Raw genomic sequence first — 23,972 nt, 5'->3', positions numbered from 1 at the left:
GGAGCGATCAATAGCCTTTCTGTATGAATCTATTTTCCCTGAATATATTGGCGACTGTCATCGCCATCTTGCCAGATGGGGCTAATAGATCGGACTATTAGATTGGATTAATGGCGGAGATTAATTACTGATCCGCCGATACAGGCGGAAACGTTCATCGCGATCCGAGGGCCGGCGGCCGGTCCACAGCAGTTGCCAGTTGCCTTTGAATTCGCGCCAGATCGCATCGTCGGATTTGACCGAGATGTTGTCTTGATACAGCAGGAAATCGCAGTGCGGCTGGCCATATTCGCCAAACGGGATGCCGCCGAAATAAGCAAACGATGCGCGCTGCGCCGGGCCGACGTTGGTATCCACGCACTGCTTGACCGCAGGCAGGTGCTGATCGATTTGTGCGGCTACGCCCGCATAGCTCTTGCTGTAATTGATCCACGGCAGCCATAAGGTGGTCAGCAACAGCCAGCAGAGAATCACGCCGCCCGAGGACAGCACCACGGCGCGCCACAAGACCGCCGGCCGGCGCGACAGGCGCCAGTTCACCAGCAAAATCCAGAATATCGAGCCGAGCAGGGCGATCACCAGCGCGATCAGATTGAACTCGGGTTTAAAGCCTGGCGCCAGTTTGTAGACATTCTTGGCAATCTGCGCCGGCCAGCCGCTTTCCTTGGCGATCCAGGCCAGCCAGATGAATGCGGCGCAAGCGGTCAGGGTCATCACCGAGAACCAGTCTACCGCGTTGATGGCGCCTCGCTTCATGGTCGGCAAGCCGAATGCGGCCAGAATCACGAGTGGCGGCAACAGGGGCAGCAAAATGGCTTCGTCCGGATGCGGATTCAGCAACAGTATGATCGTCAGGCTGATGAAAAATGCCAGCGGCAGCGCGATATGCAAGGTCGAACGTTGCTGGCGCCAGGCATATACCGCCCAGCCGGCGAACGGCCATGCCGGCCATGCAAACCAGATACCGTATTTAAAGTAATACGATAATGCGTTCCAGCTCGGCCAGCCCAATTGTTGCAGATTGAATCTTTCCCAGACAACGAAACGATTCAAGCTGTCGGGTAACAGCGCAAAGGTAGTTGCAAACCATATTGCCGGAATTACCAGCGTCAAGGGTAAGGTCACCAGCAGCAAATCCCTGGCGATGGCTCTTTCTCGCATCAACGCTAGTGTCAGCAAGCCGCACAGCAACGCCAGCGGCAGCAGCCAGCCGCGGGTCAGGATCAGCAGCCCGAAGCTGAGGCCGAGCACTGCCGCGCTACGCAGGCCGCGTGCTTCAAACAGGCGGACCGCGATATAGAGGGAAAAAGCCACCAGTGAAACTTGCAGGCTTTTAGCGGTAGGTTCGTGGCTTGGCAATAGCAGGCCGAGACTGCCGAGATAAATCAGGAATGCGCCGTCGGCCAGGGTGCGGCCAAAATCCCTGGGTTCCGGCTGGCCGCCGAAGGCTAGCCTCAGCGGTTGTGCTTCGCTACGCCGCCCCAGTAAATAGGTGGCGTACCAGACTGACAGCGAGCCGACCAGGAAAAACCCGACCGCCGGCAAGCGGCCTGCGAGCGGATCGCCCAGCAGCCAGCCGAATAACTTGATGCAAATTGCGCCTATCCAATAAGTCAGCGGGCTTTCGCCGGACATGGGCAGGCCGACGATGTTCGGCGCCAGCCAGTCGGCGATACCGCCGTGGGCCATGGTCCAGGCGATACCGAAGCTGGATGCATCTTCATTTTTCCAAGGATCGCGCCCGATCAGGCCGGGCAAAATATAGAGCAATCCCAGCGCCCACAGGCCCCAGCGTGGCAGTGCGCTGGTGGCGGAGGCGGGAAGGCGGACGGGCTTCATCACAATGGCGTCTGATCAATGTTGAGTTGCTGGGTATTGTGCCGGATAGCGGGGTACTTCGCTATTGCTGAGCGTAATTTTTGTTCTTGATATTCTCAAGGAAACCAGTAGTTCTTTACGATTTATCAAAGAGCTAGCTGCGATGCGTTGCCGGATCTTGGATTTCACCCATGCTGCCAACCCCGATAAAAAAAAGGCAGCCGCAGCTGCCTTTTTAAACATGCGACCGAATTAAGTATTTGCGATCGAAGTCTTGGAACCGACACTGCCGAATTTCTTACGGAACTTGTCAACGCGACCAGCGGTGTCGACGATTTTGTGTTGACCGGTGTAGAACGGATGCGATTCCGACGAAACTTCAATCTTCACCAAAGGATATTCTTTACCTTCGTGGGTGATGTTTTCGCGAGTCTGGATAGTCGAACGGGTCACGAACTTGAAATCGTTCGAAACGTCGTGGAACAGAACTTCGCGGTAATTTGGGTGAATGCCGTCTTTCATAATTGCCTCTATTGAGTGGTAGCCAATCAATCACTTCGTCGGTCGTCTTGCTTCTTGACCCGATTGTCGATCACTTGCCGGGGGTGGAAAACCGCGAATTATACAATAAAACCGGATAAATCCCGATAAATCCGGTTGTGAGTCGGAAAAAACGAATGAAATCAGTGCCTTGGGGATATTTTAGGGCGGCTTTGCCATATTGCTAGTTTAATATTTGCCTGGGCGAGCAGCGGATTCACCCAGGCTGCATCTGGCTTTATGCTGGCACTGTTCTTTGATTGCCGCTTCTGCGGTACAAATATAATGTTGCAATTAAGCCACATACCGCCGCGGCAGTCATCCACATGCCGGGTGCGCCCTTATCGCCGGTGTATTCAATCAGGCCGGTCGCGATGGCTGGCGTAAAGCCGCCAAAAATCGCAGTTGCCAGGCTGTAAGCGAGGGAAAAACCCACAGTGCGCACTTCGACCGGCATGACTTCAGTCAAGGCCACCACCATGGCGCCGTTATAACTGGCATACAGGAATGACAGCCAGAGTTCGACCATCAACATCTTTTGGAAGGTCGGGTCAGCCACCAGCCACGACAAGGCGGGATAGGCGGTCAGGATGGTGAGTATGGTAAATGTCAGCAGCAGCGGCTTGCGGCCGATGCGGTCCGACAGGGCGCCCATCACCGGCAGCCAGATGAAGTTCGATACGCCGACGCAGAAGGTAACCACCAGTGCGTCGATGGTGCTGAGTTTCAATACGCTCTTGCCGAAAGTCGGCGTGTAGACGGTGATCAGGTAGAACGAGACGGTAGTCATCGATACCAGCATCATGCCGGCTGCCACCAGGCCCCAGTTAGCTACCATGGAGCGCAGGATTTCGCGCACCGCCGGCTTGTGCTTGCGCGCCATGAACTCCTCGGTTTCCTGCAGGGAGCGGCGGATCATGAACAGCACCGGCACAATCATGCAGCCGATAAAGAACGGCACGCGCCAGCCCCAGTCCGCGATTTGCGCAGGCTGCAGCCACACTTGCAAGCCGAAACCGAGCGCCGCGGCGACGATGATCGCCACTTGCTGGCTGGCCGACTGCCAACTGACATAGAAACCCTTGTTGCCGGTCGTGGCCATTTCCGACAGATAGACCGAGACGCCGCCCAGTTCAACCCCTGCCGAAAATCCTTGCAGCAAGCGGCCGATCAATACCAGCAGCGGCGCGGCATAGCCGATGGTGGCATAACCGGGTACGAAAGCGATCAGCATGGTGCCGACTGCCATCAGCGCCAGGGTAGTGATCAGGCCCTGGCGGCGGCCGACGCGGTCGACATAGGCGCCGAGGATGATGGCGCCCAGGGGACGCATCAGAAAGCCCGCGCCGAAAGTCATGAAAGTCAGCATCAGCGAAGCAAATTCATCGCCGGCCGGGAAAAACGTTTTTGAAATGTAGGTCGCGTAAAAGCCGAACAGGAAGAAATCGAACATCTCCATGAAGTTACCGCTGGTAACCCGTAGCACGGTGCTGAATTTCGATGGGCTGGATTGAGTCGTCGCCATGGCGTGTTGTCGCGAAAAATTGAGGTTCGAAAGGATAGCATTTAACAGGTGAATCTGCTCAGCCTACACCTTGTCATTCGACCTCCCGTCCTCGCTGCAAATCACGATCTTCCGCAGCCGGGTTTGCGCCGCTGCAGATATCTGCAAAAAAGTCTGACGTGCTTGCGCAGGTCAGACTTTTTTTGTTTTCGGTTGAGATGGATTTCAACCGACACGAGCGATGCCGAAGCCGATCAGCCGCCGCGCCGCATCATGTCAAAGAATTCAGCGTTATTCTTGGTCGATTTCATCTTGTCGAGGATGAACTCCATCGCTTCGATCTCATCCATGCTATACAGCAGCTTGCGCAGCACCCAGATTTTTTGCAGCTGGTCAGGCTTGATCAGCAATTCTTCGCGGCGGGTGCCGGACTTGTTCAGGTTGATGGCCGGATAAACGCGCTTCTCGGCGAGGCGGCGTTCCAGATGCACTTCCATGTTGCCGGTACCCTTGAATTCTTCGTAGATCACGTCATCCATGCGGCTGCCGGTTTCGATCAGGGCGGTAGCAATGATGGTCAGCGAACCGCCTTCTTCGATGTTACGGGCGGCGCCGAAGAAACGTTTCGGACGTTGCAGCGCGTTGGCGTCGACACCACCGGTCAGCACCTTGCCGGAAGCAGGGATCACGGTGTTGTAGGCACGTGCCAGGCGGGTGATCGAATCAAGCAGGATCACCACGTCTTTTTTCATTTCCACCAGGCGCTTGGCTTTTTCCAGCACCATTTCGGCGACTTGCACGTGACGCGTGGCCGGTTCGTCGAAAGTGGATGCAACCACTTCGCCGCGCACCGAGCGCTGCATCTCCGTCACTTCTTCCGGACGTTCGTCGATCAGCAGGACGATCATCACGGTGTCGGGATGGTTGGTCGTGATGGCATGCGCAATGTGTTGCAGCATGACCGATTTACCCGATTTCGGCGATGCCACCAGCAGGCCGCGCTGGCCTTTGCCGATAGGCGCGATCATGTCGATGATACGGCCGGTGATGTTTTCTTCGCCGCGCATGTCGCGTTCCAGCGGCAGCGGTTTGTTCGGGTGCAGAGGCGTCAGGTTTTCAAACAGGATGCGGTGTTTCGACGCTTCCGGCGATTCGCCGTTGACCTTGTCGACCTTGACCAGTGCGAAATAGCGTTCGCCGTCTTTCGGCGTACGCACTTCGCCTTCGATCGAATCGCCGGTATGCAGGTTGAAGCGGCGGATTTGCGAAGGCGAAATATAAATGTCGTCGGTGGACGCCATGTAGCTGGCGTCGGGCGAGCGCAGAAAGCCAAAGCCGTCAGGCAGGACTTCCAGGGCGCCATCGCCAAAAATCTGTTCTCCTGATTTCGCGCGCTTTTTCAGGATCGCGAACATCAGTTCTTGTTTGCGCAAACGCGCTGCGTTATCGATGTCCAGGCCGATTGCCATTTCTAGCAGGGCGGAGACGTGTAACGCCTTTAATTCAGATAAATGCATAGGTATGAGTGTCCCGGGATGGGAAGTATTGGGTGGGGGAGGGAACTGCGTGGTGTCGTTAGTAAAACACAAGCGGCGATGCGGGCGCACCGCCGCGGTTGCTATTATAGGTTCGAATCAATGAATGCGGTCAGCTGGCCTTTGGCCAGCGCGCCGACTTTTTGTGCCGCAGGTACGCCGTTCTTGAACAGGATCAAGGTCGGAATGCCGCGAATGCCATGCTTGGCAGGCACTGCCTGGTTGGCATCAACGTCCAGCTTGACGATCTGCAGCTTGTCGCCGTATTCCTTGGCAACTTCTTCCAGGATGGGGGCAATCATCTTGCAAGGACCGCACCACTCAGCCCAGAAATCGACCAGGACCGGTTTGTCTGATTTAAGTACATCTGCGTCAAAGGATGCGTCGGAAGTATGTTTAATGTGTTCGCTCATGGTTTCCTCAATGTGAGGGAAAAAGAATCAATGTGTGCCAAGACTACTTACCATTCCAGCTTGGTGGTTGCCATCGGCGTTCCCTATTCTATTGAATAAGTGGGGATGCCGTGCGCGAATTCAAGTTTTTGTGGGTGTGGTAAGAGGTGTTGCGGCGGGATATTCACTAAATCATAACCGATTTTAATAAAAAGTGTGGGTGATGTATTTATTTTGAGCTTATTTTTTCAGGGCCTCGCATAAAATGAAGCTAATTGTTGCAAAAATGCGAGGGCGTAAGTTCCCGTAGCAGAGCGGCCGGTCCCGTCCTTCCAGTGAGCCACATGCCTCCAGAATCCATAAAACTTGTGCCTTCTGCCAATTTCTGGCCGGCTGCGGCACGTGCATTGCTGGCCGCCTGCCACCAGGACAGCGGCGCAGGCGGCCAGCGCGATTTCGCCCGCTGGCGCGTGGTGCTGCCGACTTTCGCTCATGCGCAGCCGTTGAAAGCGGCAATCGCTGCAGAATTAGGCGGGACTTTCGTGCCGCCGCAATTCTTTACCCTGTCCGGCTGGCTGATGACGTTAGCGCCGTTGCCGAACGTGCTGCCCGCCAGCGAACGGCTGATGCGCTTGTATGCTGAATTGCGCCAGCACGGCTGGCTGAAGAAATTATTTACAGCGCGTCGCAATACCGATTTGCTGCCGCTGGCACAAACGCTGTTAGCGCTATCAGACGAATTGACCCAGGCTTTACTGCCCGGGCTGCACGCCGATGCTGCCAGCGATCCGGAACAGCGCTGGCAGAGCGCGCTGGAACAATTGTCGCCGGATGCGCGCAAATTATTGTCGGATGAAACGCAGCTGGTGTGGTCGATCTGGAAAAGCCAGCTGGATGCCGACGATGCGATAGCGGCACGTTTCGCGCAAATGCTGCAAATAGCAGAAAGCGCAAGCCAGCCGCTGATCTGGATCAGTTCGGTAGCGCCGGAACCTTTGGAACAAGCTTTTCTCGACGCCTATGCCAGGCGTCAGCGGGTGGTGACGATGACGCTCGACTGGCGTGCGCCGGCGATACTGCCGACTTATGCAGCGGCCTGGCCGGAGCTGGTGGAGGCGGTGGCAGCCGTAACCGGCGAAGAGCGGGCCGATATCGCTGTCAGCGATCATGCGCAGCCGGCCGAGCTGCTGTTGTGCGCGGCCGGAAGTGTCGAAGACGAAGCGGTGCAGGGCGCGCAAATGGTGATCGACTGGCTGCAGTCGGGCAAAACCAATCTGGCGATTGTGGCGCAGGACCGGGTAGTGGCAAGGCGGATTCGCGCCTTGCTGGAACGTGCGCAGATTCATGTGGCCGATGAAACCGGCTGGAAGTTGTCGACCACGCGCGCAGCCTCCGCCATTGCCGCCTGGTTCGATGTCGTCGCTGCACGCGGCGAAACCACCGCCTTGCTGGATTTGCTGAAGTCGCCGTTTGTATTGAACGAAGCGCCCAGGGATTTACTGCATGAGGCGCAGGACAGCATCGCCAACAAGTCGGCGCTGGTGATGAAAATAGAATTGCTGCTGCGGCGCGCCAACGTGCTCGGCGAGTGGCGCACGGTGATCAGTGCGCTGAATGCGGCGCCGGCCGAGCAAAAGGCGGTAGCCTTGCTGGCGCAGCAGGCGGCGTTGTTCAGCGGCCGCAAGAATTTGCGCGACTGGATTGCCGCCACCGCTTCGGCACTGGAGTGTTTAGGCATCGCATCGGCGCTCAGTGCGGATGCGGCCGGCCAGCAGATCTTGCAGTTGTTGCAGAATATTGCGCCGCCGGCCAATGATTTTGCTGCGCTATTCTCCTTTCCGGAATGGCGCGCACTGGTCAATCTGCAGCTCGACGATACCAGTTTCATCAGCGCCATCAATGACCGCCGGGTAGTGATGCTGCCGTTGAACGGCGCCCGCTTGCGCACCTTCGATGCGGTGCTGATGGTGGGAGCAGATGCCGACCACCTGCCATCGCAACCGCAAGAGACGTTGTTCTTCGCCAATACCGTCAGGCGTGAACTGGGTCTGGCGACACGCGAGAGCCGGCAGCGCCAGCAACTGCGCGACGTGGTCGAATTGCTGGCGATGAATCCGCAGGTAGTGCTTTCCTGGCAGGCGCATAAGGATGGCGAACCGAATCCGGTCAGCCCCTGGATCGAGCGCCTGCAACTCACCTTGGCGCGCCATGGCGCGCCTGCGCTGGCTGCAAGACGGGCGAAGATTGCGGCGCAGAGCTTGCAGGCTACGCCGCCAGTCATGCCGGCGCCGGCGGCGCCGCAGCTGACGCCAAGCCGCCTGTCAGCCAGTGCCTACAACAGCTTTATCCAGTGCCCATATCAATTTTTTGCGCGCCGCATGTTGGGCCTGGCATCGCTGGATGAGCTGTCCGATCTGCCGGAAAAGCGCGACTACGGCGGCTGGCTGCATGAAATCCTGGAGACTTACCACGAAAGCCTGCGCGATCAGCCATGTCCTGCAGAGCAGCGCGAAGCGTTGCTGGCGGATATTTCAAAAAAATTATTCGACAACGTCATCGCCAAAAATGCCGCAGCCCTTGGTTACTACTCACGCTGGCAAAAGGTGATTTCGGCTTATGTCGTCTGGGCCAATGAGCAAGAAGCGAAGGGTTGGCGTTTCGTATTCGGCGAGCAGGCGTATGAAAAGCCGATGCAGCTGGCGGATCGCGATCTGACTCTGCATGGCCGGATTGACCGGATCGACGAGAACGATGCCGGTGAACGCGCGGTGCTTGATTACAAGACCAACAACCTGCTCGTGCTGAATAAGAAACTGAAAGACCATGAAGATCATCAACTGGCGTTCTACGGTTTGCTCTCGGACCGACCGGTTGCGGCGGCGCACTACGTCGCGCTGGAAACTACCAAAGACAAGGTCGGCGATGTGAGCGCACCCGATTACGACGAAGCGCAACGCGCCTTGGCTGCGCAGATTTCGGTCAACGTACAGGCGATTGCACACGGCGTCGGTCTGCCTGCCAACGGTGTCGCCTCGGTTTGCCAGTATTGTGATGTACGCGGCCTGTGCCGCAAGGGAGCGTGGGAATGAACGAAGCTGCGCACAGCGCGCTGCCGAGCGCCTATCGGATGAATGGCGAAGTGGTCGACGCCCAGAGTTTTACCAATGCCGCTTGCGATCCTCAGCACTCGGTGGTGGTGGAAGCGTGTGCCGGCAGCGGTAAAACCTGGTTGCTGGTGGCGCGCATGTTGCGTCTGTTGCTGGCCGGCGCCGCACCGTCCGAACTGCTGGCGATCACCTTTACCCGCAAGGCCGCGCAGGAAATGCGCGAACGTTTACTGGAGCTGCTGCACGATCTGGCCCTGCAGCCGGATGCCAAAGTGCGCAACTTGCTGTTGGAACGCGGCATCGCGCCACAAGCCATGGCCCAAGTATTGCCTGCTGCGCGCAATCTGTATGAGCGCGTGCTGGCCAGTCCGCAAAGTTTATCTATCGATACTTTCCATAGCTGGTTCGCGCGCCTGTTGAAAATTGCGCCGCTGGCTTCGGGTGTGCCGCATGGCTACGCCTTGATAGAGAAAACCGGCGAATTGCAGGCCGACGCCTATCTGCGTTTCATGCAATCGCTGAACGACGAAGAGAATAGCCAGGTCAAGCAGGATTTGCTGATGCTGTATCAGCTGGCCGGTGATTTCAGCACAAGAAAATTATTGAACGCTTTCATCGATAAGCGCGCCGAGTGGTGGGCGGTGATACAGCAGGGCGTGGATGCGCCGCTGGAATGGCTGCGCGAAATGTGCGGCGAAGATGCGGAAGCCGACGCCCGCCTGTCCTTGTGGGACGACGAGAAATTATTAACACAAGTGAAGCAGATTGCCTGGCTGCTGGGACAGGGGTCGGCGACCAACCAGAAACGCGCGACCGCGATCGAGATGGCGCTGACGGCGGGTGCGGCAGTCGTCAATTTCGACGCCCTCTGCCATCAGTTTTTTGACGACGCAGGCAAGCCGCGTAGTAACGGCAAAACCAAGGATTTGCTGAAAGCATTGGAAAACAGCCTGGGCGGCAATGCCCTCGATGCCTTCGACGCGCAATTTATTACGACCGGGGAAGCGCTCAAAGCGCTGCGCAAGCGCAGTTACGAACGCACAGTACTCAGTTTGAACCAGCATCTGTTCAGCGTCGGCAATGCCTATCTGGAATGCTATCAGGCGCTCAAGGCAGAGCAGCGTGTGTTCGATTTCGCCGATCTGGAGTGGCAGGCCTATCGCTTGCTGACCAATCCGGACAGCGCGGCCTATCTGCAAAGCCGGCTCGACAGCCGTTACAAGCATATTCTGCTGGACGAGTTTCAAGACACCAATCCGCTTCAATGGAGCATTGTGCGCGCCTGGCTGAGCGCCTATGGTGAAGATGCCGGCCAGCCGAGCGTGTTTGTGGTCGGCGATCCCAAACAATCGATCTATCGTTTTCGCCGCGCCGAGCCGCGCGTGTTCGAAGCCGCGCGCACATTATTGCAAGAACAAGGCGCCACGGTGTTGCAGGCCAATCAGACCAGGCGCAACGCCAGCGCGATTGTGGATGTGTTGAACGCCAGCTTCTACGCCAATCCCCTGTTTTCTGCGCAAACCACGCTGGGCGAAGTCGGCGGCGAGGTGTGGCGTTTGCCCTTGATCCGGCAAGCCGGCGATGAGGTGGAGGAAGCGCCGCAGGGCCTGCGTAATCCGCTGACGACCGCACGCGAAGAATCGGAAGATGCGCGCCGCCGCGACGAGGGCCGGCAGCTGGCGCAGGCTTTATGGCGCGCCAGGCAAGAACTGGTAGTGCGTCAAGAACAGGGCAGCCGCACAATTCAGTGGTCGGATGTGATGTTGCTGGTTAAAAAACGCAGTCATCTCGGCGCCTACGAGAGCGCGCTGCGCGAAGCCGGCATACCGTTCATGTCCGACAAGCGCGGCGGCCTGCTGGAGTCGCTGGAAATTTCCGATCTGATTGCCTTGCTGACTTTCCTGATCACGCCCGACGATGCGCGGGCGTTGGGGCATGTATTGAAATCGCCCATCTTCGGCGCCAGCGACGATGATCTGATCGGCCTGGCGCAACGCGCCGAACGCGGCTGGTGGGCGCGGCTGCGGGCTGCCGCGCTGGAGCATGACGCCGCACCGGCGCTGCGACGCGCCAGCGCTTTGCTGGAAGAGTGGTTGCAAGCAGCACCGCGTTTGCCGGTGCACGATCTGCTCGATGTGATCCTGCATCAGGGCCAATTGCTGGCCCGCTATGCGCAAGCCGCGACGCCTCTGTCGCGCAGCCAGGCCATCGGCAACATCGAAACTTTCGTCGAACTTGCCTTGAACATGGACGCGGGCCGCTATCCCAGCTTGCCGAAATTTATCGACGCCCTGCGCAGCCTGCAGAACGCCGCCGGCGGCGATGCTCCCGACGAAGCCAGTATCGACGCCGCCACCGACGCAGTGCGGATCCTGACGGTACACAGCGCCAAGGGCCTGGAAGCGCCGGTCGTGGTGCTGTTGGACGCCAACCACAGCAAGCCTGCGCGCGACGACTACGGCATCCTATGCGACTGGCCGCAAGACGCGGAAGCGCCGCAGCACTTTTCCGCGTTCGGCAGCAGCGCCGAGCGTGGCGCTGCGCGCGATCCTTTGTTTGCGGCAGAAGAAGGTTTCAAGACGCAGGAAGACTGGAACCTGTTGTACGTCGCTACCACCCGCGCCAAGCAGTTGCTGATCATTAGCGGTGTCGCCGGCAGAAGCGGCGGTGTGACGGACGACAGCTGGTATGCACGGCTCGAACAGGTACCTGAAGCCAGTTTCGATGCAGTCGCAGAGCTTGCCGCCGTGGTCGACGGCGCACAAAGATTTGAGCAGGAAATATTCGATCCTCCGCAAATGCCGCCGCCGCTGGTAGCGGCTGCCGCCGCTTTCGATAACCAGGCGATCGCTGAAGGCATCGCCTTGCACGGCTTGCTGGAAAGAGTCACCCAGCACGGCCAATGGCCGGTGGTGCTGCCGGATGCCGAGACGATTGCGCGCTGGCTACCGTGCCCGCTGCTGTTGGCCAAGCTGGTCAGGCGCCAGGCCCAGACCATTCTGGAGCAGGTCGATCTGGCGCATTTCTTTAATCCGGCCTTGCACCTGCATGCGCGCAATGAAATGGAAATCATCGCCGATGACGTCGTGCTGCGTTTCGACCGGGTGGTGATCTTTGACGAGGAGGTGTGGATCCTGGACTACAAACGCAATCTGCTCGACAGCGAACTTGCGGCGTATACGACTCAGTTGCGCACTTATCGGCAAGCGGCGCAGGCAGTGTTTACGGACAAGCGCTTGCGCACGGCGTTGCTGACAGTAGACGGGCGCTTGTCGGAAATCGACTAGCAACTGGTAACCGGCTATGCGTTAAAAAGCCCTTATTTCCTGAATGAAAATAAGGGCTTTTCGAGCATGGCTACAGCTGGCCTGGAATCAACGGTGATGCGGCGCCGCGTATTTCTTTTCCAGCCGGCCAACCAGCATCGCCAGGCACATGGTCATGGCGAAATAGACTACGGAAATCGTGATGTACGGCTCCCAATAACGCGAATAGGCGCCCGCTACGGTCCTTGCTGCGTAAGCCAGCTCTGCCAGGCCGATGGCCGACACCAGCGATGAATCCTTGAGCAGGGTGATCGCTTCATTGCCGAGCGGCGGCAGCATGCGGCGAAACGCTTGCGGCAGCACCACATAACGCATGGTCAGTTTGTAACCCATGCCAAGGCTGGATGCGGCATAGGTCTGGCCGCGGTCAATCGACTGGATGCCGGCGCGGAAAATCTCGGAAATGTACGCACCCGCATTCAATGACAAGGCCACGACGCCGGAGATGAAGGCGCCGTAATCCTGTTTGATGGTGCGCGCCAGCTCGCCGGAGATCAGCAGGCCGTTGTCTTGATGGATCAGCACCGGCATCACTGCAAAGTGGATCAGCAGGATCTGCACGAACAGCGGGGTGCCGCGAAAGAAGGCGACATAGAAGCTGGCCAGCCCTTTCAAGCCGCGGAGCGGCCATTTCCATGGCCCGTGCTTGACATCCGCCAGACGCAGCATGCCCAGCAATAAGCCCAGGATGGTGCCGACGATGATACTGATCACGGCGACCTGCAGCGTCATGAAGAAGCCTTTGACGAATAGCGGCGCGTAGCCTTGTATGATGCTCCAGCGAAAATCCATAAGTGTTATTGAGACGAAACGGTGTGACGGGCTGAGTGGACGCGTAATCCGGCTGGTTGGCGATCCGGGCTATGCAGGAAGATACTAAAAATTAGCGCGAAATTATACCGTAGTTGCCGCAGACAGCCAAAAACAGGCGGTCTGCGGGGGATTTCCAACTATTCGCAACTGATTACTTGCTGCTGCTGCCAAAGTACTTTTCATTGATTTTGTCAAAGCTGCCGTCAGCTTTGACATCGGCCAGGCCTTGATTGATCTTGGCCAGCAGCGCGGTATTCCCCTTGCGCACCGCAATGCCATAGTACTCTTTCGGAAAGCCGGCATCGGTCACCACCCGGAAGCTGGCGGACGGATTGTTGGTAATGTAGTTTCTCACCACCGGATCGTCAGCCACCACGGCGTCGACGCCGCCGCTTTCCAGCTCTTTCAAGGCCAGCGTGGTGGAATCGAAGCGCTTGATGCTGGGATTGTTCTTGCCGACCAGGTTTTGCACCACTTCATCGCCGGTGGTGGCGCTTTGCACGCCGATTTTCATGGTCTTCAGGTCATTGAACTGCTTGACCGAGGTATTAGCTTGCGGGACGGCGATCAACTGGCTGGCTTCAAAATAGGGTGTCGAAAAATCCACGGTCTGTTTGCGCTCATCGGTAATCGTGATGGCTGAAATCAGCAGGTCGCGGTCGCCTTGAGCGAGGAAGTTGAAGATGCCTTCGAACGGCGTCGGGACGAATTTCACTTCGATGCCGATTTTCGCCGCGATCGCTTTCATCAAATCGATGTCGAAACCGACCACTTCCTTCTTTTCGTTTTCAGCGGAAAACGGCGCATAAGCCGATTCAACCCCGACCACGTACAGGCTTTGTTTGGCAGCGGCAGCCGGTGCTTCTTCCTTTTTACTGCAGGCGCCCACTGCAAGCAGGCTCATGCCCAGAGCGCATAGCGGCAGGTAACGGCGTAACATTTTTTTCATGGTGCTCTCGCAAAAATAAGTCGGATTCTCAGCTGGATTCACAGCTGAATTCATAGCCGGATTTATAGTTTCTCGTCCGCGAAATATTTCTTGTATATCCGGTCCTGGGTGCCGTCGGCCTTGATCTGTTCCAGCGCATGGTTGAGTTTGGCCAGCAGTGCGGCATTACCCTTCTTGACCGCGATGCCGTAATACTCCTTGGGGAAAGCCGGATCGTTGACGATGCGGAAATTCTTGCCTGGATTGTTCTTCACGAAATTGGTGACGACGCCGTTGTCGCCGACCACGGCATCGACGCCACCGCCTTCCAGCTCTTGAAACGCCAGCGGCATCGATTCGAAGCGCTTGACGCTAGGACTGTTTTTACCGACCAGGTTTTGTGCCGCTTCGTCAGCGGTAGTAGCGCTCTGGACACCGATCTTCAAGGATTTCAGATCGTCGAATTTGGCCACCGTGGAATTCGCCGGCAGCACGATCAGCTGCTTGGCCACAAAGTAGGGTTCCGAGAAATCCATGGTTTGGCGGCGCTGGTCGTTGATCGTGATGGTGGAAATCAGGATGTCGCGGTCGCCCTGGGCCAGCGCATTGAACAGGCCGTCGAACGGCGTATTGACGATCCTGATCTTGATGCCGGCCTTGTCGGCCACGGCTTGCATGATCTCGACATCGAAGCCGACCAGTTCTTTTTGTTCATTCTCGGAAGCGAACGGCGCGTAAGCGCCATCGGCGCCAACCACATATTCAGTGTTGCCCGCGGTCGCCGCAGAGTTGCCGTCCTGCTTGCCGCAACCTGCCAGAACGGCAAGAGAACACAGCAGCGCCAGAGTCAGGGCCGGCAGATATCGTTGTTTCATGTTTTCTCCCGTTTTTATGTTTCTTATTTGGCTGTCTCGGCAAAGTACTTGGCGTAGATCTTGTCGTAAGTGCCATCGGCCTTGATTGCCGCCAGTCCCTTGTTGACCTTGGCCAGCAGCTCGGCGTTGCCCTTCTTGACCGCGATGCCGTAGTACTCTTTAGGGAAGGCCGGATCGGCGATAAAGCGGAAGCCTTCGGATGGATTGTTCTTGATGTAGTTCTTGATCACGCCGTTGTCGGATACGACTGCTTCAACGCCGCCGCCTTCCAGCTCTTTCATTACCAGGGTCGCCGATTCCAGGCGCTTGATGTTGGGATTACTCTTGCCCAATTCCTTTTGCACGATTTCATCGCCGGTGGTGGCGCTTTGCACGCCAACCTTCATGCTTTTCAGGTCGGCAAATTTCGTGACTGTGGAATTTTTCGGCACCACGATCAATTGATTGGCTTCGAAGTAGGGCTCGGAAAAATCGACTGTCTGCTTGCGTTCGTCGGTAATCGTGATCGCCGATGCCAGCAGATCGCGGTCGCCTTGCGCCAGGAAATTGAAGATGCCTTCGAACGGCGTGTTGACGAACTTGATCTTGAAACCGCCCTTGTCGGCGATTGCATTCATTACATCGACATCAAAGCCGACGATTTCCTTTTGTTCATTCTGGTACTCGAACGGCGCAAAAGTCGCTTCGGCGCCGACCAGGTATTCAGTCGGCGCAGGCGCTGCCGCCGTTTTCGGTTCCTGCTTGCCGCAAGCCGCCAACGACAGCGCGAGTACGCACAGGCCCAGATTGAAAATGCGTTTCATTGAGTATCTCCTGTAAAGATCGGTAAAGTGTTTCGGTTCACATCGGCGACGAAAACCGGCTTTCAAGAGTGGCCGCTACGCGCAGCCTTCTCGTCCGGGTTGGTCGTTGCTGTTTAATCAATATGGTGTGGAATCAGCCGCTATTTTAGATTCATCTATGCAAATAACAATGATTTATATAGATGCGTTGCAGATAAATGCCGCTTGCAGGGCTCCGCGACACCATCCGACCAATGCATGGGCCGCAGCTGCGACTTTAATGCAGGCCCCTGAACGCTTCCGGCAGCGACAAAATCTCGCCGGTGGCGCTGCCATCGTAGCCGCTGATCTGGTCGACAATTGCGCGAAACGAGCTTGATTGCAAGATGCCGATCACTTGCTGCATCAGCGGATCGTTCAAGGCGCTGCTTGATACAGCAAAGAAATAGCGCTCCCGCACCAGCGGGATGAAATCCAGGCCGAAGCGCTGAGCCGCAGTTTGCACGCCGAAACCGACGTCGGCCATGCCGCTGGCGATAAAAGCGGCAATTGCGGAGTGGGTGAATTCGGCAGTTTCGAAACCGTCGATGGCGGCGGTTGACAGCGTTTGCCTGGACAGCATCAGTTCCAGCAGCATGCGGGTGCCGGAACCCGGCTGGCGGTTGACAAAAAGTACGCCTGGACGGCTCAGGTCGGATAAGCCGACGATGTGTTTCGGATTCCCCGGCGCCACCATCAAGCCTTGGTTGCGTACCGCCAGGTGAATCAGGCAATGTTTGTTTTTATCCAGCCACTGGCTATAGCCGGCCACCGATGCTTCTTCGAATTCGCCCAAAGGTACGTGAAAGCCGGCCAGGTCGCATTCCTGCCGCGCCAGCGCCGCCACCGCATCGGCGCTATTGCGATAACGCAGTTCCACCGGCAGCTGCTGTTCATTCAGCTGATTCAGCAATGCGGCGACGGCAAAGCCGTGGCTGGCGTTCAGGCGGATCATCGGCGGCCGGCAACTTACCGTTTTGCTCAGCTCGCCTTCCAGCTCGGAAGCCAAGGTTTCCAGCGTCGGCGACAAGCGCGCCGCGATGCGGCGATCGGCCCAGATCAGTTTTTCTGCCAGCGGCAACAGGCGGCTGCCGCGGCCGCGCCCGGTTTCTACCAGTGGATGGCCGAACATGCGTTCGGCATCGCGCAGCATGCCCCAGGCGTGACGGTAAGAGCCGCCGGTCTGTTTGGCGGCGTTGGCAATCGAGCCGGTTTCCTGGATTGCCGCGAGCAATGTCAATAAAACAGCGGTATCCAGCGGCGACTCTGCATCGCGCGAGATTTCCCAATGCGGTTTGATTTTGACTCTATACATTATGCAAAATATAGCCTATTGAGCAGGCCGCTTACTAGTGATATTTTGCATATCTATAGGAGATATACAGGAAGAACATAAGGAAGAAAAATATTTCTCAAATAAAACTATATGTAAGCAATTACCTATGGTACATATAAGCTTTTTTATTTCCAGGGGGGAATGTGGGATTTTTAGATAAAGAACGGACCATTGCCGGTCCAGGCTTCAACCGTTGGCTGGTGCCGCCGGCAGCGTTGGCAATCCACCTGTGTATTGGCATGGCTTACGGTTTTTCCGTGTTCTGGCTGCCGCTGTCGAAAGCGGTAGGGATCAAGGAATCGGTCGTCTGCGCAAAGGAGTTGAGTTTCTTTGCTGAAATATTCGCAAGTAATTGCGACTGGAAGATTTCAATGCTGGGCTGGATCTTCACCATGTTCTTCGTTTTGCTCGGAACGTCGGCGGCAATCTGGGGCGGCTGGCTGGAACACGTCGGTCCGCGCAAGGCTGGTTTTGTGGCTGCCGTGTGCTGGTGCGGCGGCTTGCTGATTTCGGCGCTCGGGGTGTATGAACACCAGATATGGCTGATCTGGCTGGGATCGGGATTGATTGGCGGGATCGGCCTCGGGCTGGGTTATATCTCGCCCGTATCGACGCTGATCAAATGGTTTCCGGACCGCCGCGGTATGGCGACCGGCATGGCGATCATGGGTTTCGGCGGCGGTGCGCTGATCGGCAGTCCGCTGGCAGACAAGCTGATGAAGCATTTCGCTAGCGACGTCTCGGTCGGCGTCTGGCAGACTTTTGTGGTGATGGCCTTGATCTACTTTGTATTCATGATGGCCGGCGCTTTCGGTTACCGGATTCCGCCTGGCGGCTGGAAACCGGCCGGATGGACCCCGCCTGCCGCCAGTGGCAACGCCATGATTACCCAGCATCACGTGCATGTCAGCAAGGTCTGGGGCATCCCACAGTTCTGGCTGGTATGGCTGGTGTTGTGCCTGAACGTCTCGGCCGGCATCGGCGTGATCGGCATGGCGTCGCCCATGTTGCAAGAAATGTTCGGCGGCCATTTGCTGGGGGTGAGCGCCAAGTTTACGGAATTGTCGGTTGAGCAAAAAAGTGCGATAGCAGCGATTGCCGCCGGTTTTACCGGTTTGATCAGCTTGTTCAACATTGGCGGCCGTTTCGCCTGGGCCACTTGCTCCGACTATATCGGACGCAAGATGACTTACGTCGTGTTCTTTGTCCTCGGCTTTGTGCTGTATGTGAGCTTGCCTTGGTCCGGTGCGGCCGGCAGCGTGGCGCTGTTCGTAGCCGCAGTGTGCCTGATCCTGTCGATGTATGGCGGCGGCTTTGCGACGGTGCCAGCCTATCTGGCCGATTTGTTCGGCACCCAGATGGTAGGCGCGATCCATGGCCGTCTGCTGACTGCCTGGGCGACTGCCGGGATTCTCGGGCCGGTGGTAGTGAACTACATGCGCGAGTATCAGCTTTCGCTTGGGATCCCGCGTGAAGCGGTCTACAACACCACGATGTATATCCTGGCCGGCATGCTGGTGGTCGGCCTGCTGTGCAACCTGATGATCAGGCCGGTCGCCGAAAAGTACTTCATGACGCCGGAAGAACTGGCACGCGAGAAACAACTGGCGCATGAGCAGGCTGCCGCCGGCGGCGAAACGGTGCTGGCGCCTGAAGTGATGGCGCGCATCGGCAACGGCGGTAACCCGGCGGTGCTGTGGGCCTCGTGGGCGGCGGTGATCATTCCTCTGGTTTGGGGGATTTCGATCACTCTGCAGAAATCTGCAGTATTGTTTAAGTAGTAGAGTAGGGTAGTGAAGCAGGGTGGGCGCCCATGCCCACCCTGCGACTGATCAGTGTGGTACAGAATTCAAGACGCACCGTTGTGCGCCGATCAAGGTGCATCGAGTTATAACAAGAACATCCATTCTGCGCACCTTTTGTAGTACCGGATACCGGTAGGAGACTGTCGTGAAGATGCAAATCGAGCAAAGCTCTCAAGTTTCGCCAGCGTCACAAATTGTACCGTCGGACCCATCTGTTGATCTGGACCAGGTCAAATCCATTATTCAAAAATACCAGGCCATGCCCGGCGCCATGCTGCCGGTCTTGCATGCGATCCAGGATGCGCTCGGCTACATACCGCCGTCGGTAGTGCCGTTGATCGCCGACCAGTTGAATCTGTCGCGCGCTGAAGTGCATGGCGTGATCAGCTTCTACCACCATTTCCGCCAGCAACCCGCAGGGCGCCATATAGTCCAGCTATGCCGTGCCGAAGCCTGCCAGGCGGTTGGCGCAGACGCGCTGGCAGCGCACGTCAAGGCGGCCCTGGGCTGCGATTTCCATGGCACCAGCAGCGACGGCGAGTTCACGCTGGAACCGGTGTATTGCCTGGGCCAATGCGCCTGCGGTCCGAATATGCAGATTGACGACGATCTGTATGCGCGCGTCAGCAACGACAAATTCAACAAGCTGGTGCGTGCCAAGCGAGGTGCGCAATGAGTACCGCCATGGGCACTGCCGGTAGCACCGGTATCACCGTTTACTTGCCGCGCGACTCTACCGCGCTCGCCCTGGGAGCGAACGAGCTCGCTGCGGCAATCGTCGCCGAAGCGGATAAGCGCGGCCAGCAAATCACCTTGGTACGCAACGGTTCGCGCGGCATGTTCTGGCTGGAGCCGCTGGTGGAAGTGGCGACCGCCGCCGGACGCATCGGTTACGGGCCGGTCGAGCCGGACGATGTGGCGGGACTGTTCGATGCCGATTTCCTGGCTGGCGGCCAGCATCGCCTGGCGCTGGGGCTGGTCGAAGAAATTCCCTATTTGAAGAAGCAAGAGCGCCTGACCTTCGCGCGGGTCGGCATCACCGATCCGCTGTCGCTGGACGATTATCTTGCGCATGAAGGCTACGCCGGTTTGCGGCGGGCCTTGACCCTGTCCAGCGCAGACGTGGTGCAGGAAGTGCTGGAGTCCGGCCTGCGCGGCCGCGGCGGCGCAGCTTTCCCGACCGGCATCAAATGGAAAACGGTGGCCAATACCCAGGCTGGGCAAAAATACATCGTCTGCAACGCCGATGAAGGCGATTCCGGTACGTTTTCGGACCGCATGGTGATGGAAGACGATCCGTTCATGCTGATCGAAGGCATGACGATTGCAGCGCTGGCGGTTGGCGCGACCCGGGGCTACATCTATGTCCGTTCGGAGTATCCGCATGCGATCGCGGCGCTGAACCAGGCCATCGTCACGGCAAACGGCCGGAATTATCTGGGCGAGAATATTCTCGGTTCGCCCCATTCCTTCCATCTGGAGGTTCGCAAAGGCGCCGGCGCTTACATCTGCGGCGAAGAAACCGCCTTGCTCGAAAGCCTGGAAGGCAAACGCGGCGTGGTGCGCGCCAAGCCGCCGCTGCCGGCCATCGAAGGTTTGTTCGGCAAGCCGACCGTGATCAACAACGTGATCTCGCTGGCTTCGGTGCCTATCATCCTGGCGCGCGGCGCGGCCTTTTATAAAAATTACGGCATGGGACGTTCGCTCGGCACCTTGCCGATGCAGCTGGCCGGCAATATCCGCTATGGCGGCCTGGTGGAGAAAGCGTTCGGCGTCACCTTGCGTGAACTGCTGTTCGACTTTGGCGGCGGCACTGCCAGCGGCAAGCCGATACGCGCAGTGCAAGTCGGCGGTCCGCTGGGACCGTATTTGCCGGAGTCGCTGTTCGATACCAAGCTCGATTACGAAGCCTTCGCCGCAGTCGGCGGCATGCTGGGACATGGCGGCATCGTGGTGTTCGACGATAGCGTCGACATGGCCAAACAAGCGCGATACGCGATGCAATTCTGTGCGATTGAATCCTGTGGAAAATGTACGCCTTGCCGCATCGGCTCCACCCGCGGCGTCGAGGTGCTCGACAAGATTGTCGCCGGCCAGGTGCATGAAATACATCTGCTACGGGATCTGTGCGACACCATGATCAACGGCTCCTTATGCGCGATGGGCAGCATGACGCCGCTGCCGGTGCTGTCGGCCCTCGATCATTTTCCCGAAGATTTTGCTCACGGCGCCGCCGGCAAGGCCGCCTGACAGTCTGCACGACTAACGCCACCCACGTTCCATTGGAACCAGGAGTATGTGATGAATCAGCTGAATGAACTTGACTACGGCACACCGGCCAAGCAATCCGAGAAATCAGTCGTACTGGAAATCGACGGCGTCAGCGTCGAGGTGGCGGCCGGCACTTCGGTCATGCGTGCTGCGGCGGAAGCCGGCATCAACGTGCCAAAATTGTGCGCTACGGATAGCCTGGAGCCGTTTGGTTCTTGCCGTTTGTGCCTGGTGGAAATCGACGGCAAGAAAGGTTACCCGGCATCTTGCACCACACCGTGCGAGTCTGGCATGAAGGTCAAGACCCAGACCCCGAAGCTGGCCGATATCCGGCGCGGCGTGATGGAGTTGTATATCTCCGACCACCCGCTCGATTGCCTGACTTGTCCCACCAACGGCAATTGCGAATTGCAGGATATGGCGGGCGTGACCGGTTTGCGCGAGGTGCGCTACGGCTACGACGGCGAGAACCACCTGAAGATGAAGAAGGATGAATCGAATCCTTACTTTACCTACGATCCGTCCAAATGCATCGTCTGCAACCGTTGCGTGCGCGCTTGCGAAGAAACCCAGGGCACATTTGCACTGACAATCGACGGCCGCGGTTTCGAATCGCGTGTGTCGGCCGGACAGATGGATAGTTTCATGGAGTCGGAATGCGTGTCTTGCGGCGCTTGCGTGCAAGCTTGCCCGACGGCGACGCTGACTGAAAAGACCGTGATCATGATGGGGCAGGCCGAGCACAGCAAGATCACTACCTGTGCGTATTGCGGCGTCGGCTGTTCGCTCAAGGCCGAGATGAAGGGCAATGAAGTGGTGCGCATGGTGCCGCACAAGAATGGCCAAGCCAACCACGGTCACGCTTGCGTCAAAGGCCGCTTTGCCTGGGGTTACGCGACCCACAAGGACCGCATCACCAAGCCGATGATACGCAGCAAGATCACCGATCCATGGCGCGAAGTGTCGTGGGACGAAGCATTGACCTATGCGGCCAGCGAGTTCCGTCGCATCCAGGCCAAGCATGGCAAGGATTCCATCGGCGGCATCACGTCCTCACGCTGCACCAATGAAGAAACCTATCTGGTGCAAAAGCTGGTGCGCGCCGCTTTCGGCAACAACAACGTCGATACCTGCGCCCGTGTCTGCCATTCGCCTACCGGTTACGGCTTGAAGCAAACGCTGGGCGAATCGGCCGGCACCCAGACTTTCGATTCGGTGATGAAGTCGGATGTGATCATGGTCATCGGCGCCAATCCGGTTGCCGCCCATCCGGTGTTTGCTTCGCAAATGAAACGCCGCCTGCGCCAGGGCGCGAAGCTGATCGTGATCGATCCTCGGACTACCGAAATGGTGAAATCGCCGCATGTGCAGGCCGATTACCATCTCAAACTGCGGCCCGGCACCAACGTCGCCTTGATCACCGCGCTGGCGCATGTGATCCTGGCGGAAGGTTTGCAGAAAGAAGATTTCGTCGCCGAACGATGCGATCAGAAATCCTATGCCGACTGGAAGGAATTCGTATTGCGGCCGGAGAATTCGCCGGAAATGATGGCCGATATCATCGGCGTTCCCGCAGATCAGCTGCGCGGCGCGGCGCGCTTGTTTGCCACCGCCGGCAATGGCGCCATCTACTACGGCCTCGGCGTGACCGAGCATGCGCAAGGTTCGACCATGGTGATCGGTATCGCCAACCTGGCGATGGCGACCGGCAATGTCGGCCGCGAAGGTGTCGGCGTCAATCCGCTGCGCGGCCAGAACAATGTCCAGGGTTCCTGCGACATGGGCTCGTTCCCGCACGAATTACCAGGCTACCGGCATGTTTCGGACAGCACCGTGCGTGGCGCGTTCGAACAAGCCTGGGGCGTCACCCTGAGCCCCGAACCGGGCCTGCGGATTCCGAACATGTTCGATGCCGCCATGGATGGCAGCTTCATGGGCCTGTATTGCGAAGGCGAGGATATCGTGCAGTCGGATCCGAACACGCAGCACGTCACCGCTGCGCTGGCAGCGATGGAATGCATCGTGGTCCAGGATCTGTTTCTCAACGAGACCGCAAAATATGCGCACGTGTTCTTGCCCGGATCGTCGTTCCTGGAAAAAGACGGCACTTTCACCAATGCCGAGCGGCGTATCTCGCGCGTACGCAAAGTGATGCCGGCCAAGGGCGGCAAGTCGGATTGGGAAGTCACGGTCGCCTTGTCGGAGGCTCTCGGCTATCCGATGAATTACCAGCATCCTTCTCAAATCATGGACGAGATCGCCGCGCTGACGCCGACTTTCCGCGGCGTCAGCTATGCCAAGCTGGAAAAGCTGGGCAGCATCCAATGGCCTTGCAATGACGCCGCGCCGGATGGCACGCCGATCATGCATGTCCATCAATTCGTGCGCGGCAAGGGCAAGTTCATCAATACCCAATATTTCGCTACCGATGAAAAGGTGACGCCGAAATTCCCTTTGATCCTGACTACCGGCCGGATCTTGTCGCAATATAATGTCGGCGCCCAGACCCGGCGTACCGAGAACGTCGAGTGGCATAGCGAGGATAGGCTGGAGATCCATCCGCACGATGCCGAAGACAGGGGTATCAAGGAAGACGATTGGGTCGGCATCGAATCGCGCGCAGGACAAACCGTGCTGCGCGCTACTGTGACTGAAAGAGTGCAGCCGGGCGTGGTGTACACCACTTTCCATTTCCCTGAATCCGGCGCTAACGTCATCACCACCGATAACTCCGACTGGGCCACCAATTGCCCGGAATATAAAGTCACGGCAGTGCAGGTCATGCCGGTCAGCCAGCCGTCCGCATGGCAGAAGCAGTTCAGCCGTTTCACCGAACAACAGTTGAAGCTGCTGCAAGGGCAGGCCGGGCATGCGGCTGAAGCTGCAGTTACCAAATAATAG

Annotated in this window: 16 protein-coding genes; 6 read left to right on the top strand and 10 right to left on the bottom strand. The window is 57.8% G+C overall.

Annotated features, from left to right (window positions below; all coding sequences use genetic code 11):
* Positions 1–120: 120 nt before the first annotated feature.
* The 5 genes from BLV81_RS05155 to trxA all read right to left on the bottom strand — a co-directional run bounded on the left by BLV81_RS05155 (position 121) and on the right by trxA (position 5,810).
* A complete protein-coding gene (locus BLV81_RS05155) occupies positions 121–1,839 on the bottom strand; it encodes an ArnT family glycosyltransferase (protein WP_092353113.1) in 1,719 nt (572 codons plus the stop codon).
* A gap of 231 nt (positions 1,840–2,070) precedes the next feature.
* A complete protein-coding gene (locus BLV81_RS05150; RefSeq protein ID WP_092353111.1) occupies positions 2,071–2,340 on the bottom strand; it encodes a type B 50S ribosomal protein L31 in 270 nt (89 codons plus the stop codon).
* A gap of 256 nt (positions 2,341–2,596) precedes the next feature.
* Positions 2,597–3,883, bottom strand: a complete 1,287-nt coding sequence (locus tag BLV81_RS05145) for an MFS transporter (protein ID WP_092353109.1) — start codon at positions 3,881–3,883, stop codon at positions 2,597–2,599.
* A 233-nt stretch (positions 3,884–4,116) separates the two neighbouring features.
* The gene (rho, locus tag BLV81_RS05140; protein WP_061532391.1) at positions 4,117–5,379 is read right to left on the bottom strand and encodes a transcription termination factor Rho; all 1,263 of its coding nucleotides are present in this window, start codon (positions 5,377–5,379) and stop codon (positions 4,117–4,119) included.
* Positions 5,380–5,483: 104 nt separating this feature from the next.
* Positions 5,484–5,810 (bottom strand): thioredoxin TrxA, encoded by a 327-nt coding sequence (trxA, locus tag BLV81_RS05135; protein WP_092353107.1) that lies wholly within the window; start codon positions 5,808–5,810, stop codon positions 5,484–5,486.
* A 323-nt stretch (positions 5,811–6,133) separates the two neighbouring features.
* On the opposite strand from trxA, the gene BLV81_RS05130 reads away from it, so the two are divergent.
* Together BLV81_RS05130 and BLV81_RS05125 are read left to right on the top strand one after the other, a co-directional pair.
* Positions 6,134–8,878, top strand: coding sequence for a PD-(D/E)XK nuclease family protein (locus BLV81_RS05130; protein WP_092353105.1), 2,745 nt, complete (start codon positions 6,134–6,136; stop codon positions 8,876–8,878).
* A complete protein-coding gene (locus BLV81_RS05125) occupies positions 8,875–12,183 on the top strand; it encodes a UvrD-helicase domain-containing protein (RefSeq protein WP_176992754.1) in 3,309 nt (1,102 codons plus the stop codon). The genes BLV81_RS05130 and BLV81_RS05125 overlap by 4 nt, the downstream gene beginning before the upstream one ends.
* 87 nt (positions 12,184–12,270) lie before the next feature.
* Here the strand turns inward: BLV81_RS05125 and BLV81_RS05120 are convergent, their stop codons facing one another.
* The 5 genes from BLV81_RS05120 to BLV81_RS05100 all read right to left on the bottom strand — a co-directional run bounded on the left by BLV81_RS05120 (position 12,271) and on the right by BLV81_RS05100 (position 16,974).
* The gene (locus BLV81_RS05120) at positions 12,271–13,014 is read right to left on the bottom strand and encodes an amino acid ABC transporter permease (RefSeq protein ID WP_092353101.1); all 744 of its coding nucleotides are present in this window, start codon (positions 13,012–13,014) and stop codon (positions 12,271–12,273) included.
* Positions 13,015–13,186: 172 nt separating this feature from the next.
* Positions 13,187–13,984, bottom strand: a complete 798-nt coding sequence (locus BLV81_RS05115) for a basic amino acid ABC transporter substrate-binding protein (RefSeq protein WP_092353099.1) — start codon at positions 13,982–13,984, stop codon at positions 13,187–13,189.
* Between the two features lie 62 nt (positions 13,985–14,046).
* Positions 14,047–14,838, bottom strand: coding sequence for a basic amino acid ABC transporter substrate-binding protein (locus BLV81_RS05110; RefSeq protein WP_092353097.1), 792 nt, complete (start codon positions 14,836–14,838; stop codon positions 14,047–14,049).
* 23 nt (positions 14,839–14,861) lie between these two features.
* Entirely contained in the window at positions 14,862–15,641 is a 780-nt protein-coding gene (locus tag BLV81_RS05105; protein WP_092353095.1) for a basic amino acid ABC transporter substrate-binding protein, read from the bottom strand.
* Positions 15,642–15,897: 256 nt separating this feature from the next.
* Positions 15,898–16,974, bottom strand: a complete 1,077-nt coding sequence (locus tag BLV81_RS05100; RefSeq protein ID WP_092353093.1) for a substrate-binding domain-containing protein — start codon at positions 16,972–16,974, stop codon at positions 15,898–15,900.
* A 164-nt stretch (positions 16,975–17,138) separates the two neighbouring features.
* Here BLV81_RS05100 and BLV81_RS05095 point away from each other — a divergent pair, with 164 nt between their 5' ends.
* From BLV81_RS05095 to fdhF, 4 genes are all read left to right on the top strand, one after another.
* Positions 17,139–18,776, top strand: coding sequence for an OFA family MFS transporter (locus BLV81_RS05095; RefSeq protein WP_092353091.1), 1,638 nt, complete (start codon positions 17,139–17,141; stop codon positions 18,774–18,776).
* A 169-nt stretch (positions 18,777–18,945) separates the two neighbouring features.
* Positions 18,946–19,476 carry a formate dehydrogenase subunit gamma gene (locus BLV81_RS05090; protein WP_255364968.1) on the top strand — a complete coding sequence of 177 codons (531 nt, stop codon included), beginning with the start codon at positions 18,946–18,948 and terminating at the stop codon, positions 19,474–19,476.
* Positions 19,473–21,050 carry a formate dehydrogenase beta subunit gene (locus BLV81_RS05085; RefSeq protein WP_255364967.1) on the top strand — a complete coding sequence of 526 codons (1,578 nt, stop codon included), beginning with the start codon at positions 19,473–19,475 and terminating at the stop codon, positions 21,048–21,050. The genes BLV81_RS05090 and BLV81_RS05085 overlap by 4 nt, the downstream gene beginning before the upstream one ends.
* 51 nt (positions 21,051–21,101) lie before the next feature.
* Positions 21,102–23,969 (top strand): formate dehydrogenase subunit alpha, encoded by a 2,868-nt coding sequence (gene fdhF, locus BLV81_RS05080; protein WP_092353086.1) that lies wholly within the window; start codon positions 21,102–21,104, stop codon positions 23,967–23,969.
* The last annotated feature ends 3 nt before the right edge of the window (positions 23,970–23,972 follow it).

Source organism: Collimonas sp. OK242 (assembly GCF_900107095.1).
In the GTDB taxonomy this organism is placed as follows: Bacteria; Pseudomonadota; Gammaproteobacteria; order Burkholderiales; family Burkholderiaceae_D; genus Collimonas.
Note: the sequence above shows the minus strand (reverse complement) of the source record. Positions and strands in the feature narration are given on the sequence as shown.